This is a genomic window from Enterobacter cloacae complex sp. GF14B (assembly GCF_004136805.1).
Classification (GTDB): domain Bacteria; phylum Pseudomonadota; class Gammaproteobacteria; order Enterobacterales; family Enterobacteriaceae; genus Enterobacter; species Enterobacter hormaechei_C.
The window spans coordinates 1-14,810 of the sequence record NZ_QFRV01000016.1 but is presented as its reverse complement, the minus strand read 5'-3'; the positions used below and the strand labels follow the sequence as shown (position 1 = coordinate 14,810).

General features: G+C 55.2%; 12 protein-coding genes. 6 read left to right on the top strand and 6 right to left on the bottom strand.

What is annotated here, in order from left to right; all coding sequences use genetic code 11:
• The first annotated feature begins 44 nt into the window (after window positions 1–44).
• Window positions 45–869 (top strand): protein bax, encoded by an 825-nt coding sequence (locus tag DD606_RS08005; RefSeq protein WP_022652025.1) that lies wholly within the window; start codon window positions 45–47, stop codon window positions 867–869.
• Between the two features lie 35 nt (window positions 870–904).
• Here the strand turns inward: DD606_RS08005 and xylR are convergent, their stop codons facing one another.
• From xylR to xylF, 4 genes are all read right to left on the bottom strand, one after another.
• On the bottom strand, window positions 905–2,083 hold the full coding sequence (gene xylR, locus DD606_RS08000; RefSeq protein ID WP_003860152.1) for a D-xylose utilization transcriptional activator XylR: 1,179 nt from the start codon (window positions 2,081–2,083) through the stop codon (window positions 905–907).
• A gap of 33 nt (window positions 2,084–2,116) precedes the next feature.
• Window positions 2,117–3,298, bottom strand: a complete 1,182-nt coding sequence (gene xylH, locus DD606_RS07995; protein WP_003860151.1) for a xylose ABC transporter permease XylH — start codon at window positions 3,296–3,298, stop codon at window positions 2,117–2,119.
• Window positions 3,276–4,817: a xylose ABC transporter ATP-binding protein gene (locus DD606_RS07990; RefSeq protein WP_015572746.1), complete on the bottom strand. Its 1,542-nt coding sequence runs from the start codon at window positions 4,815–4,817 to the stop codon at window positions 3,276–3,278. Before DD606_RS07990 ends, xylH begins: the two co-directional genes overlap by 23 nt.
• A gap of 72 nt (window positions 4,818–4,889) precedes the next feature.
• Complete coding sequence (gene xylF, locus DD606_RS07985; protein WP_006808602.1) at window positions 4,890–5,882, bottom strand: D-xylose ABC transporter substrate-binding protein; 993 nt, start codon at window positions 5,880–5,882, stop codon at window positions 4,890–4,892.
• A gap of 371 nt (window positions 5,883–6,253) precedes the next feature.
• Here xylF and xylA point away from each other — a divergent pair, with 371 nt between their 5' ends.
• Entirely contained in the window at window positions 6,254–7,576 is a 1,323-nt protein-coding gene (gene xylA / locus DD606_RS07975) for a xylose isomerase (RefSeq protein ID WP_026080557.1), read from the top strand.
• A gap of 59 nt (window positions 7,577–7,635) precedes the next feature.
• On the top strand, window positions 7,636–9,090 hold the full coding sequence (xylB, locus tag DD606_RS07970; protein WP_045337123.1) for a xylulokinase: 1,455 nt from the start codon (window positions 7,636–7,638) through the stop codon (window positions 9,088–9,090).
• Between the two features lie 52 nt (window positions 9,091–9,142).
• Here the strand turns inward: xylB and DD606_RS07965 are convergent, their stop codons facing one another.
• Window positions 9,143–10,138 carry an acyltransferase gene (locus DD606_RS07965; RefSeq protein WP_045895513.1) on the bottom strand — a complete coding sequence of 332 codons (996 nt, stop codon included), beginning with the start codon at window positions 10,136–10,138 and terminating at the stop codon, window positions 9,143–9,145.
• A 184-nt stretch (window positions 10,139–10,322) separates the two neighbouring features.
• Between DD606_RS07965 and DD606_RS07960 the strand changes: the two genes are divergently transcribed.
• The 3 genes from DD606_RS07960 to glyS all read left to right on the top strand — a co-directional run bounded on the left by DD606_RS07960 (window position 10,323) and on the right by glyS (window position 13,779).
• A complete protein-coding gene (locus tag DD606_RS07960) occupies window positions 10,323–10,628 on the top strand; it encodes a YsaB family lipoprotein (RefSeq protein WP_017693801.1) in 306 nt (101 codons plus the stop codon).
• Window positions 10,629–10,788: 160 nt separating this feature from the next.
• Window positions 10,789–11,700: a glycine--tRNA ligase subunit alpha gene (gene glyQ / locus DD606_RS07955; RefSeq protein ID WP_003860141.1), complete on the top strand. Its 912-nt coding sequence runs from the start codon at window positions 10,789–10,791 to the stop codon at window positions 11,698–11,700.
• A 9-nt stretch (window positions 11,701–11,709) separates the two neighbouring features.
• Window positions 11,710–13,779: a glycine--tRNA ligase subunit beta gene (gene glyS / locus DD606_RS07950; RefSeq protein ID WP_129258499.1), complete on the top strand. Its 2,070-nt coding sequence runs from the start codon at window positions 11,710–11,712 to the stop codon at window positions 13,777–13,779.
• A gap of 202 nt (window positions 13,780–13,981) precedes the next feature.
• Here glyS and fadA read toward each other — a convergent pair.
• The coding region (gene fadA / locus DD606_RS07945; protein WP_129258497.1) for an acetyl-CoA C-acyltransferase FadA at window positions 13,982–14,810 on the bottom strand (829 nt) is incomplete at its 5' end.

The following is a 14,810-nucleotide window of genomic DNA, read 5'->3' as shown; positions in this document are numbered from 1 at the left end:
AGAAAATAAGGTGTTGGAATGTTTATATCCGACCAGGAGACCTAATGATATCGACTCCCATTCGACGATATGGGGCCGCGATACTCATGTTACTCACCATGGCATTTTCAGGTGAGGTGCTTGCAAAGACGCACACGGATACAACGAGTAAGAAAGCCCACGTAATAAAGACGACAAGCAGTAAGGTTAGCAGTAAACAAGAGTATTCTCGCAATAGTGCAAAGAGTAGTTCACTTCCTGATTTGCGAAAATACCCTTCCGGGACACCAAGGAAAAAAGCGTTTCTCCGGACGGTAATGCCTTACATTAAAAGCCAAAATGCCGCGATTACTGCGGATCGTAACTGGCTGATCTCCAAACAGTACGACAGCCGCTGGTCGCCGTCTGAGCGCACTCGCCTGAAAGATATCGCCAAACGCTATAAAGTGAAGTGGAGCGGGAACACGCGTCGCGTGCCTTGGAACTCACTGTTAGAACGTGTGGACATCATTCCAGGCAGTATGGTCGCGACAATGGCCGCCGCCGAAAGCGGTTGGGGCACCTCGAAGCTGGCGCGCAACAACAACAATCTGTTTGGCATGAAATGCGTAAAAGGTCGTTGTACTAACGCGCCCGGCAAGGTGAAGGGCTATTCACAGTTTGAATCGGTGAAAGATTCCGTGAATGCCTACGTGGTGAACCTGAACACCCACCCGGCCTATTCCTCGTTCCGTAAGTCACGCGCTCAGCTGCGTAAGGCGGATCAGGAAGTGACGGCCACGGCGATGATCCATAAGCTGAAAGGTTATTCCACTCAGGGACAGCGTTATAACAATTACCTGTTCTCCATGTACCAGGATAACCAGCGTCTGATTGCCGCACATATGTAATGAAAAACGCCTTCCACTGGAAGGCGTTCTTTTTTCTAGAGCAGGACTTCACTGTACCGTTCCCGGTACTCCTTCGGCGTGGTGTCATACTCTTTCCTGAACACCGAATAGAAATACTGAAGCGACGGATAGCCACACATCTGTGAAATCTCGTTGATCGACAGCGAGGTGGAGATCAGCAGACTGCGCGCTTTCTCCAGCTTTTCCGCATGGATCACGGCGTGGATCGTCTCACCCACTTCCTCTTTAAACCGCTTCTCCAGATTCGAACGTGATATGCCGACCGAATCGAGCACCTGATCGACCTTAATCCCTTTGCAGGCATGATTGCGAATGTAGTGCATCGCCTGAATCACGGCCGGATCGTTTAATGAGCGGTAGTCAGTTGAGCGACGTTCGACCACGCGAACGGGAGGAACCAGCAGACGCTGGAGCGGCAGGGATTCGTTGTCTAACAGTCTGTGCAGCAGCTTTGCGGCCTGATAGCCCATCTGACGGGTACCCTGAGCCACGGATGAGAGCGCCACGCGCGACAGATAGCGCGTAAGCTCTTCGTTATCAATACCAATCACGCACAGCTTTTCAGGCACCGGAATATGCAAATGTTCGCACACCTGTAATACGTGGCGGGCGCGGGCGTCCGTCACGGCGATAATCCCTGTCTGGGGCGGCAGCGTTTGCAGCCAGTCAGCCAGACGATTTTGTGCGTGCTGCCAGTTTTCTGGCGCGGTTTCCAGCCCCTGATAAACGACGCCGCGATACTTCTCCTGGGCAACCAGCTGGCAGAAGGCATACTCACGCTCCATCGCCCAGCGCTTTCCGCTCGTGGCGGGCAATCCGTAAAACGCAAAACGATGGACGCCTTTCTCCTTTAAATGGAGGAAGGCGGTCTCGACCAGAGCATGGTTATCCGTGGCGATGTAGTGAACGGGAGGATAATGTTCCGGTGTATGATAAGAGCCGCCAACGCCCACGATAGGCACGTCAACGCCACTCAGCAACTGTTCAATCACGGGGTCGTCAAAGTCAGCGATGACCCCGTCGCCCAGCCAGTCTTTGATGTTCTCCAGACGGGTACGGAAATCTTCTTCGATGAAAATATCCCATTCGGATTGCGACGCCTGCAAATATTCGCCAACCCCTTCAACCACCTGCCGGTCATAGGCTTTGTTGGCATTGAATAACAACGTAATGCGGTGACGCTTTTCAAACATGGCTTATTTCCCAAATTAGTCACGATACTGTTATCAGGCGCGCCGCTTGGTGGCAGAGTCCATCCAGACTGCCAGCAAAAGAATGGCACCCTTGACGATATACTGCCAAAACGTCGGCACGTCCATCATACTCATCCCGTTATCCAGCGAAGCCATAATAAATGCGCCCATCACCGCCCCCGCCACGCTGCCAATGCCCCCGGCGAGGCTGGTCCCGCCAATCACGCAGGCGGCGATGGCGTCCAGCTCGGCAATATTACCGGCAGAGGGGGAGCCCGCCCCCAAACGTGAGCTGAGGATCAGCCCCGCGATGGCCACCATCAGGCCGTTGATGGCAAAGACGGCGAGTTTGGTGCGTTCTACGTTAATGCCGGACAAACGCGCGGCTTCGAGATTGCCACCGATGGCATAAATACGGCGACCGAATGCGGTACGCGTGGCCATAAACATCCCACCTAACAGCAACAGCGCCAGCAGCAGAACGGGCGTTGGGACGCCGCGATAATCGTTTAACAGCCAGATGGCGCCCAGTACAATCACCGCAGTAAGCGCCTGACGGCCGACAACCGAGGTTGAAGCAGGCGAGGCCAGCCCCAGCGCCTGGCGACGCATGCGTCCTCGCCATTGCCACGCGACAAACGCCATCAGCCCAACCACGCCGATCGTAAAACCGACGCCATCAGAGAGGTAGCTTTGGCCAATCTGGGACATCGAGGCGCTGGTCGGGGAGACGGTAGTGCCGTTGGTGATCCCAATCAGAATGCCGCGGAAGGCCAGCATCCCCGCTAAGGTGACGATAAACGACGGGACCTTACGGTAGGCCACCCACCAGCCATTCCACGCCCCCAGCAGCAGACCCAGTACCAGCGTGACCGCAATCGTCAGCGGCAGCGGCCAGCCGAGCCAGACGTCAAAAATTGCCGCCACGCCGCCGAGCAGACCCATCATCGACCCTACTGACAGGTCAATTTCCGCTGAGATAATCACAAAGACCATCCCCACCGCCAGGATCCCGGTGATGGCGGTCTGACGCAGCAGGTTAGAAACGTTACGTGCGCTCAAATAGGAGCCATCGGTCATCCAGGTAAAGAACAACATGATCACGATAATGGCGGCAATCATTACAAAAACTTGCAGATTCAGCGATTTAAGTCCTGCGAACGCACCGGGCGTCGGAACAGCGACTTTGATATCAGACGGGTTGCTTTTCGACATGGCGTTCGCTCCTTAAGGCAGCTTCCATCACCTGCTCTTGCGTCAGGTTCTGGTTGTTCAGGTTGGCTTTGAGTTTCCCTTCATGCATGACCAGCACGCGGTCGCTCAGCCCCAGCACTTCAGGCAATTCGGACGAGATAACAATGACGGCAATCCCTTGCTGCACAAGCTGGTTGATCAGCTTGTAGATTTCATACTTCGCGCCGATATCGATCCCGCGCGTGGGTTCGTCCAGAATTAAAATGCGCGGATTAAGCAACAGGCAGCGCGCCAGAATCGCTTTCTGCTGGTTGCCGCCGCTCAGGCGACCTATCGCCAGTTCCGGCGAGGAGGTTTTCACCTTGAGCCTGGCAAGTGACTGAAGAATACACTGCTGTTCTGCGGCATCATCCAGGCTGCTCAGCGCGCCGGAAAACTGGCTGAGCGCCGCCAGCGTGATATTTTTTCCCACCGCCATGACCGGCACGATGCCGTCTTTTTTGCGGTCTTCGGGCACCATAGCAATGCCTTTGGCAATGGCCTGCTGGCAGTTGTCGATTTTTACCGGCTGACCGTCGATATAAATTTTGCCTTCCCAGCGCCCCGGCCAGACGCCAAACAGACACTGCACGGCCTCGGTTCTTCCGGCACCCACTAAACCCGCAATACCGAGAATTTCGCCGCGGTGCAGCGAGAAGGAGAGGTTATCCACGCGCTTGATGTGGCGGTTAACGGGATGCCACGCCGTCAGGTTTTCCACGCGCAGGAGTTCTTCGCCTATGGTGTGTGGTTCGTTGGGATACAGTGCGGTGAGTTCGCGACCCACCATCATGGTGATGATGTCATCTTCGCTCATGCCTTCTGCTTCACGCGTGCCAATGTGCTGCCCGTCGCGGATGACGCAGATGGTGTCGGAAATAGCTTTCACCTCATTGAGCTTGTGCGAAATATAGATGCAGGCGATACCGTGGTTTTGCAGGTCGCGGATGATATTGAGCAGAACGGCGGTTTCCTGTTCGGTGAGTGAGGCGGTTGGCTCGTCGAGGATCAGCAGGCGTACCTGCTTGTTCAGCGCCTTGGCGATCTCCACCAGCTGCTGCTGGCCCAAACCTAAGTCGCCCACGCGCGTATCCGGTGAGATAGCCAGGCTCACCTGGGCCAGCAGTTTTTCGCAGCGCAGCGTCATGGTGTCGTAATCCAGTACGCCGTGGCGTGAGAGTTCGGCGCCGAGAAAAATATTTTCCAGCACGGTAAGGTGCTTCACCAGCGCCAGCTCCTGGTGAATAATAGCGATGCCTTTACGTTCGGTATCGCGAATGTGCGTGGCCTGGAGCACCTCGCCGGCAAAGACGATTTCGCCCTCGTAGCTGCCGTGCGGATAGATCCCGCACAACACTTTCATCAGCGTGGATTTTCCCGAGCCATTTTCGCCGCACAGCGACATCACTTCGCCGGGATTCAGCCGCAGGCTTACGTTATCGACTGCTTTCACCGCCCCGAAGGCTTTGGTGATGCTTTTCATTTCAAGTAAATAAGACATAACTGCTCCGCATGGCCCGACAGATGTACAGGGCAGGTCGATGCGCCCCTGCCGGGCAGGGGCTGCGCTGGATTACAGTTCACTCTTCTTATGGAAACCGTCTTTCACCACGGTGGCGTCAATATTCTCTTTGTTGACTTCGATAGGGGTAAGCAGGCGAGCAGGTACGTCTTTCAGGCCGTTATTTAACGTCGCGTCTGCTTTAGGTTGCTGGCCATTGCCCAGCTCAACGGCAATTTCGGCGGCCGTATTGGCAAGCTCGGTAATGGGCTTATACACCGTCATGGTCTGGGTACCCGCGATGATGCGTTTTACACCCGCAAGGTCGGCGTCCTGTCCGGAAATAGCGACTTTCCCGGCCAGACCCTGCGCGCTCAGCGCCTGAATGGCGCCACCCGCAGTGGCATCGTTAGAGGCCACCACCGCATCGATTTTGTTGTTATTTGCAGTCAACGCGTTTTCCATAATTTTCAGCGCGTTTTCCGGTAACCAGCCGTCAGCCCACTGGTCGCCGACGACTTTAATTTTGCCCTCGTCGATATACGGCTTCAGCACTTTCATTTGTCCCTGGCGGAACAGTTTGGCGTTGTTATCCACGGGCGAGCCGCCCATCAGGAAATAATTCCCCTGAGGCACTTTTGCGACCAGGCTTTTAGCCTGTAATTCGCCCACCTTTTCATTGTCGAACGAAATATAATAATCAATGTCGGCATTATTAATCATGCGGTCATAAGCCAGGACTTTTATGCCTTCCTGTTTCGCTTCTTTCACCACGTTGCTTAATACCTGGCCGTTATACGGGATAATGACCAGCACATCGACGCCACGGTTGATCATATTCTCGATTTGCGACATTTGCGTCTCTTCGTTGCCGTTAGCGGACTGAACGAACACCTCCGCGCCGAGAGATTCCGCTTTTTTAACAAAGATATCGCGATCTTTTTGCCAGCGCTCCAGGCGTAAGTCATCAATCGCCATGCCGATTTTGACCTCTTTGGCGTGGCCGGCAAAGCTTGCAAGCAGGAGAGTAGTGCAGAGCGTTAGGGTCAGGTTCTTTATCTTCATAATTATTAGGCCTTTTTGTAGGGGTATGTGTAGCTGAGATAAAAGAAACATTCACTGCTGAGACGCAGCAAATTTTTAACGTGGAAAGGCCTGCTGGCAATTACAGATTTTTATCTTCTCATTACGATATTTGGTTTATTTCTGAATTTATGACCGCGATCGGATTTTAAAAAGCGTAACCTATTAATTACATTTGATTCTGGAATGCGCGCCGAAAAATAGTTTGTCTGCACATTATTTTGCGAGCCAGCGCACAATTGCGCATTCTCTCAATAGCAGTGTGAAATAACGTAATTGAGCAACCTCCAATGTCTATTCACTATTACTCCAGAAGCAAGACCACGCCGCATACCCTGATTATGGAGCTCAATATGCAAGCTTATTTCGACCAACTCGATCGCGTTCGTTTCGAAGGCACGAAAACGACCAATCCTTTAGCATTTCGTCACTACAACCCGGATGAGCTGGTGCTGGGTAAGCGCATGGAAGATCACTTGCGCTTTGCCGCCTGCTACTGGCACACCTTCTGCTGGAACGGTGCCGATATGTTCGGCGTGGGCTCTTTTGACCGTCCATGGCAACAGCCGGGCGAGGCCATTGAGCTGGCGAAGCGTAAAGCCGACGTCGCGTTCGAGTTCTTCCATAAGCTGAACGTGCCGTACTACTGTTTCCACGATGTGGATGTGTCGCCGGAAGGGGCATCGCTGAAAGAGTATCTGAACAACTTCGCGCAGATGGTCGACGTACTGGCTGAAAAACAGCAGCAAAGTGGCGTCAAGCTGCTCTGGGGTACGGCTAACTGCTTTACCAACCCTCGCTATGGCGCGGGCGCGGCAACCAACCCGGATCCGGAAGTCTTCAGCTGGGCGGCAACCCAGGTCGTGACTGCGATGAACGCCACGCATCAGCTGGGCGGTGAGAACTATGTACTCTGGGGCGGTCGTGAAGGATATGAAACGCTGCTGAATACCGACCTGCGTCAGGAGCGTGAGCAGATTGGTCGCTTTATGCAGATGGTGGTGGACCACAAACACAAAATCGGTTTCCGCGGCACGCTGCTGATTGAGCCAAAACCACAGGAGCCAACCAAGCATCAGTATGATTATGATGTCGCCACCGTGTATGGCTTCCTGAAGCAGTTTGGTCTGGAAAAAGAGATCAAAGTGAATATTGAGGCTAACCACGCTACCCTGGCGGGCCACTCGTTCCATCACGAAATTGCCTCTGCGATTGCGCTGGGCATCTTCGGCTCTGTCGATGCTAACCGTGGCGATCCACAGCTGGGCTGGGATACCGACCAGTTCCCGAACAGCGTGGAAGAGAATGCGCTGGTGATGTACGAGATCATCAAAGCGGGCGGTTTCACCACCGGCGGCCTGAACTTCGACGCCAAAGTGCGTCGCCAGAGCACCGACAAATACGATCTGTTCTACGGGCATATTGGCGCGATGGACACCATGGCGCTGGCGCTGAAAGTGGCAGCCCGTATGATTGAAGACGGTGAGCTGGATAAGCGCGTGGCGAAGCGCTACAGCGGCTGGAACAGTGAGCTGGGCCAGCAAATTTTGAAAGGTCAGTTATCGCTTGCGGAGATCGCGAAGTACGCTGAACAGCATCAGCTTGCGCCGCAGCATCAGAGCGGCCATCAGGAGCTGCTGGAAAACCTGGTCAATCACTACCTGTTCGATAAATAACAGCATTCATGCCCGGTAAGCGCTGCGCCACCGGGCATTTCTGTCAAAGGAGTCACCACATGTATATCGGGATCGATCTTGGCACGTCGGGGGTGAAAGCCATCCTGTTAAGCGAGCAGGGCGATGTGTTAGCCACGCAGACTGAAAAGTTGCAGGTTTCACGCCCGCATCCGCTTTGGTCGGAACAAGATCCGGAGCAGTGGTGGCAGGCGACGGACCGCGCGATGACAGCCTTAGGCGAGCAGCACAGCCTGCGCGACGTTAAAGCGCTGGGCATCGCCGGACAAATGCATGGCGCAACGTTGCTGGATAGCCAGCATCGCGTTCTGCGCCCGGCTATTCTCTGGAACGATGGCCGCTGTGCGGAAGAGTGCGCGATCCTTGAGGAACGTGTGCCTGCGTCCCGCGAGATTACGGGCAACCTGATGATGCCCGGTTTTACCGCGCCAAAACTCCTGTGGGTGCAGCGCCATGAGCCTGATATTTTTCGCCAGGTGGCGAAGGTTCTGTTGCCGAAAGACTACCTGCGTTTTCGCATGACGGGGGATTTTGCCAGCGACATGTCTGACGCCGCGGGCACGATGTGGCTCGACGTGGCGAAACGGGACTGGAGCGAGGCGATGCTGGATGCCTGCCAGCTGACGCGCGATCATATGCCTGCGCTGTTTGAAGGCAGCGAAATCACGGGCGCTTTGCAGCCTTCTGTTGCTGAACGCTGGAATATGCCAGCCGTACCTGTCGTCGCTGGCGGCGGCGATAATGCGGCGGGGGCGGTCGGCGTGGGGATGGTCGAGGCAGGACAGGCCATGCTCTCGCTCGGCACTTCCGGTGTCTATTTTGCCGTCAGTGACGGGTATCGTAGCAATCCTGGAAGCGCCGTACACAGCTTCTGCCACGCGTTGCCGGGTAAATGGCATTTAATGTCGGTGATGCTGAGCGCGGCTTCCTGCCTCGACTGGGCGGCAAAACTAACCGGAATGGCGGACGTCCCGGCGCTTATCGCAGCGGCACAGCAGGCGGATGATAATGCCGGTGCGGTCTGGTTTTTACCGTACCTTTCCGGCGAGCGGACGCCTCATAACAACCCGGAAGCGAAAGGGGTGTTCTTCGGTCTTACCCATCAGCACGGCCCGGCAGAGCTGGCGCGCGCGGTGCTTGAAGGCGTTGGCTATGCTCTGGCGGACGGAATGGATGTCGTGCATGACTGTGGACTGACGCCATCCAGCATTACGTTAATTGGCGGCGGTGCGCGAAGCAGCTACTGGCGGCAAATGCTTTCCGATATCAGCGGGTTGCAGCTGGACTATCGTACGGGAGGCGATGTCGGCCCGGCGCTCGGTGCGGCACGGCTGGCGCAAATTGCGCTGAACCGGGATAAACCACTGCCCCAGCTTTTGCCCCAGCTGCCGCTTGAACAGCAGCATCGTCCTGATGCGAAAAATCATGCTCGCTACGCTGAAAGACGAGACGTTTTCCGCAAAATCTATCAGCAGCTTTTACCGCTAATGTCATAAACAGGAGCCGGGTGGCGCTAACGCTTACCCGGCCTGCCAGCCTTCAACCGGGTTAGCTCACAAACCGGCGCGTATCGATTCTTTGCAGCAACATTGACAGCAGCAGGCTGACAACCAGCGTAACGGTAAATATCCAGACAATATCCAGCACCGGCCAGCTTTTAAGCTCAACGCCTCGGGTGCGCAGGGCGTGGATCACCAGCGCGTGAAAACCGTAAATGCCCAGCGAGTGGCGAGAGATAAACCCCAGCACCGGAAGCGGGCGGGCATTCAGGGTGTTTTTAACCAGCGTCAGCAGAGAGATTGCGCAGATAAAGACCATCGGGCCGCAGTACAGATACCAGGTATCGGCAAAGTTGCCGCGCCATTGCAGCTCATGCAGCGTCCCGCGAGAGATAATAAACACACCGACGAGAAACGCGGCCGCGCATAGCCAGTTTATTCCTCGCTTTTGCGTCTCCATCATGCCAATGGCGCGCCCCAGCATGCCGTACAGCACGTAATAAAACGTATCCCCGGTGATATAGAGGTTAACGGGCAGCCATTCAAAGCCATCAATTTTCTGTGAGACGGTATTCGGGTTGGCCATGATCCCGATGACCACCATCAGCGCCAGCAGCATTTTACCGTTGACGTTTTTTACCTGAATTAACGGTGAAACAAGATAAATAACGATTATCGCGAAGAAAAACCATAGATGATAGAACACCGGTTTTTGCAACAAGTTGAGCAGGGAACGTTCAGCGTTAATTGAAGTGAACAGGACGATATAGAGCAGCGAAATCGCGCTGTAAAACAGCAGACAGGAGACAATACGGATGAAATGTCTCGGCTGTGCACTACGCTCGCCAAAAAAGAGAAAACCGGAAATCATAAAGAACAGCGGGACGCTCACGCGGGAGGCCGAGTTCAGAACATTGGCGACATCCCAGTTAACAGGGCTGATACTGTGCGCGTTCGTGACATACCAGGTCGTTGTGTGGATCATCACCACCATCAGACAGGCTATTCCCCGCAGGTTATCAATCCAGTTAATTTTTGACTGCATCAGTTCCTCTGTATTCCTGATAAAGAAAGTGTGACTGCGATTGCGTAAAACTTTTCCCTTGGAAAATTCTGAGTTTAGCCAGGCTAACTTGTAGGGAGCTGGCGAGATTCGCAGAATGACGGACTTTAATCTATAAACGTGTTGCTACTAAAAATAACAGCCACTGACCAGGGCGGTAATAAAAATGATGATGAAGCGTGGGGTGTCACTCTTTCTGCTGCTCTTATTAACAGGATGCAGTGCTTCTGAGGAGATACCTGTCCAAAAAGCGCAGCAGGGGAAAATGAGCCCGGAGCGTTCCCTGAATATGGAACAGCTGTGCAGGGATCAGGCGGCTCACCGCTATAATTCTGAAGCACAGAAAATTCATATAAACGGCTTCGAGCGCTTTCAGGGCAGCTATGAACTGAAAGGCTATACGGCGCGTAAAGAGGGCTTTGTCTGCTCTTTTGATGCAGACGGCCAGTTTTTACATCTCTCAATGCGCTAAATTGCTCGGATAAGCAGCAACCAGAGCCTTCGCAGGTTCTGGCTGTAGGGCTTATTCCCCAATTTTCCCTAAACAACCCCGTTTCGTACTGTATATCTTGCAGCCAGCGGGTATACTGATCCCTTCCATTTAAAACCACACGTATCCAGCACGAAATACTATGCAAAAGTTTGATACCAAGACCTTCCAGGGCCTGATCCTGACCTTACAGGATTACTGGGCTCGTCAGGGCTGCACCATTGTTCAACCTTTGGACATGGAAGTTGGCGCAGGCACCTCACACCCGATGACTAGCCTGCGCGCGTTAGGGCCAGAGCCAATGGCGACCGCCTATGTGCAGCCATCCCGTCGTCCGACCGATGGCCGTTATGGCGAAAACCCGAACCGTTTGCAGCACTACTATCAGTTCCAGGTGGTGATTAAGCCATCACCCGACAACATTCAGGAACTGTACCTCGGGTCACTGAAAGAGCTGGGTATGGATCCAACCATTCACGACATTCGTTTCGTGGAAGATAACTGGGAAAACCCAACGCTGGGTGCCTGGGGTCTGGGTTGGGAAGTGTGGCTGAACGGCATGGAAGTGACCCAGTTCACATACTTCCAGCAGGTTGGTGGTCTGGAATGTAAACCGATTACCGGCGAAATCACCTATGGTCTGGAACGTCTGGCCATGTACATTCAGGGCGTAGACAGCGTTTACGACCTGGTCTGGAGCGACGGCCCGCTGGGTAAAACCACCTACGGCGACGTGTTCCATCAGAACGAAGTGGAGCAATCCACCTATAACTTCGAATACGCGGACGTGGACTTCCTGTTCACCTGCTTCGAGCAGTACGAGAAAGAAGCCCAGCAGCTGCTGGCGCTGGAGACTCCGCTGCCGCTGCCTGCCTACGAGCGTATTCTGAAGGCTGCCCACAGCTTCAACCTGCTGGATGCCCGCAAAGCGATCTCCGTGACTGAACGTCAGCGCTACATTCTGCGTATTCGTACCCTGACCAAAGCCGTTGCAGAAGCTTACTACGCGTCCCGTGAAGCCCTTGGCTTCCCGATGTGCAACCGAAACAAATAAGAGGCGGCCATGTCTGAGAAAACTTTCCTGGTGGAAATCGGCACTGAAGAGCTGCCACCAAAAGCCCTGCGCAGCCTGGCTGAATCTTTTGCTGCGAACGTCACTGCTGAGCTGGATAACGCTGGCCTGGCGCACGGTAAAATTGAGTGGTTTGCTGCGCCGCGTCGTCTGGCGCTGAAAGTGGCAAACCTGGCGGCGTCCCAGCCGGATCGCGAAGTTGAAAAACGTGGCCCGGCCATTGCTCAGGCGTTCGACGCGGAAGGCAAGCCGAGCAAAGCGGCAGAAGGCTGGGCGCGCGGCTGCGGCATCACCGTTGATCAGGCCGAGCGTCTGACCACCGACAAAGGTGAATGGCTGCTGTATCGTGCCCATGTGAAAGGCGAAAGCGCCGAAGCGCTGCTGCCTGACATGATCGCGACCTCGCTGGCAAAATTGCCAATCCCTAAGCTGATGCGCTGGGGCGCGTCCGACGTTCACTTTGTGCGTCCGGTTCACACCGTGACCCTGCTGCTGGGCGATACCGTTATCCCGGCGACCATTCTGGGCGTGGCGTCCGATCGCGTGATCCGCGGCCATCGCTTTATGGGCGAGCCGGAGTTCACCATCGACAATGCCGACCAGTATCCACAGATCCTGCTGGAACGCGGTAAAGTGATTGCCGACTACGAACAGCGTAAAGCCAAAATTAAAGCGGACGCAGAAGAAGCGGCGCGCAAGATTGGCGGAAACGCTGACCTGAGCGACAGCCTGCTGGAAGAGGTGACCTCGCTGGTCGAATGGCCGGTTGTACTGACCGCGAAATTCGAAGAGAAATTCCTGGCCGTTCCGGCAGAAGCGCTGGTTTACACCATGAAGGGTGACCAGAAGTACTTCCCGGTTTACGCCAACGACGGCAAGCTGCTGCCAAACTTCATCTTCGTGGCGAACATCGAATCGAAAGATCCGAGCCAGATTATCTCCGGTAACGAGAAAGTGGTGCGTCCGCGTCTGGCGGATGCCGAGTTCTTCTTCAACACAGACCGTAAAAAACGTCTGGAAGATAACCTGCCGCGTCTGCAAACTGTACTGTTCCAGCAGCAGCTGGGTACGCTGCGCGACAAAACCGACCGTATCGCGGAGCTGTCCGGCTGGATTGCCCGTGAAATTGGCGCCGACGTTAACCACGCTACCCGTGCGGGCCTGCTCTCCAAGTGCGACCTGATGACCAACATGGTGTTCGAATTTACCGACACCCAGGGCGTGATGGGTATGCACTACGCGCGTCACGATGGCGAAGCGGAAGACGTGGCGGTTGCCCTGAACGAGCAGTATCAGCCGCGCTTTGCGGGTGACGAACTGCCGTCCAACCCGGTGGCCTGCGCCGTAGCGATTGCCGATAAGATGGACACCCTGGCGGGTATCTTCGGTATCGGCCAGCATCCGAAAGGCGACAAAGACCCGTTTGCGCTGCGTCGTGCTGCGCTGGGCGTGCTGCGAATCATCGTTGAGAAGAACCTGAACCTCGATCTGCAAACGCTAACCGAAGAAGCGGTACGTCTGTACGGCGATAAGCTGACCAACGCGAAGGTTGTGGATGATGTTATCGACTTTATGCTCGGTCGTTTCCGCGCGTGGTATCAGGACGAAGGTTACTCCGTTGATACCATTCAGGCGGTGCTGGCGCGTCGTCCGACCCGTCCGGCAGATTTCGATGCGCGTATGAAAGCGGTATCCCACTTCCGTACGCTGGAAGCGGCGTCTGCGCTGGCCGCGGCCAACAAGCGCGTATCCAACATCCTCGCGAAATCCGACGAGACGCTGAACGATCGCGTAAACGCTGCAACCCTGAAAGAGCCGGAAGAGATTTCTCTGGCGATGCAGGTTGTGGTGCTGCGCGACAAGCTGGAGCCGTATTTCGCGGAAGGTCGCTACCAGGAAGCGCTGGTGGAGCTGGCGGAGCTGCGTGACGTCATCGACGCCTTCTTCGAGAAGGTGATGGTGAACGTGGAAGATAAAGAGCTGCGGATTAACCGTCTCTCGATGCTTGAGAAACTGCGTGAGCTGTTCCTGCGCGTGGCGGATATTTCGCTGCTGCAATAACGTAAAAAACCCGCCCCTGACAGGCGGGAAGAACGGCAACTAAACTGTCTCTCTTCGCCAATGGCGCCATAACTGCGTTGGCTGCGCTCGTTCACCCGAATCACTTACTAATGTAAGCTCATCGGGATTCGCTCGCTTGCCGCCTTGTTCTGACGTCATTGGCTTTGAGATACTTTTCCTTATTTACACTCTCTCAATTAATTTACACCCTCTCAAACACTGTCGCGATCCCCTGACCCAACCCGATACACATCGTTGCCAGACCAAACTGGGCATCTTTGCGTTCCATCAGGTTAATCAGCGTGGTACTGATACGCGCCCCGGAACAGCCCAGCGGGTGTCCGAGGGCGATCGCGCCGCCGTTGAGGTTAATCTTCTCGTCGATCTGATCCATCAACCCCAGATCCTTAATGCACGGCAGGATCTGCGCGGCGAACGCTTCGTTCATCTCAAAGAGGTCGATATCACTTGCGCTCAGCCCCGCTTTTTTCAGCGCCAGTTTTGACGCCGGAACCGGGCCGTAGCCCATGATGGATGGATCGCAGCCCACGACCGCCATCGAACGCACGCGGGCGCGTGGCGTCAGGCCTAATTCGCGGGCGCGGCTTTCGCTCATCACCAGCATCGCGGCGGCACCGTCGGACAGGGCAGACGAGGTGCCCGCCGTTACCGTACCGGTGACCGGATCAAACGCCGGACGCAGGGTGGAAAGCGCTTCAACGGTGGTTTCCGGGCGGATGACTTCGTCATAGCTGAACTGCTTCAGTACGCCGTCTGCGTCGTGACCGCCGGTCGGGATGATCTCATTCTTAAAGGCACCAGACTGCGTGGCGGCCCAGGCGCGGGCATGCGAGCGAGCGGCAAAGGCATCCTGCATCTCACGGCTGATGCCGTGCAGACGGGAGAGCATCTCGGCGGTTAGGCCCATCATACCGGCGGCTTTCGCCACGTTGCGGCTCATACCTGGATGGAAATCGACCCCGTGGCTCATCGGCACGTGGCCCATGTGCTCCACGCCGCCCACCAGACAG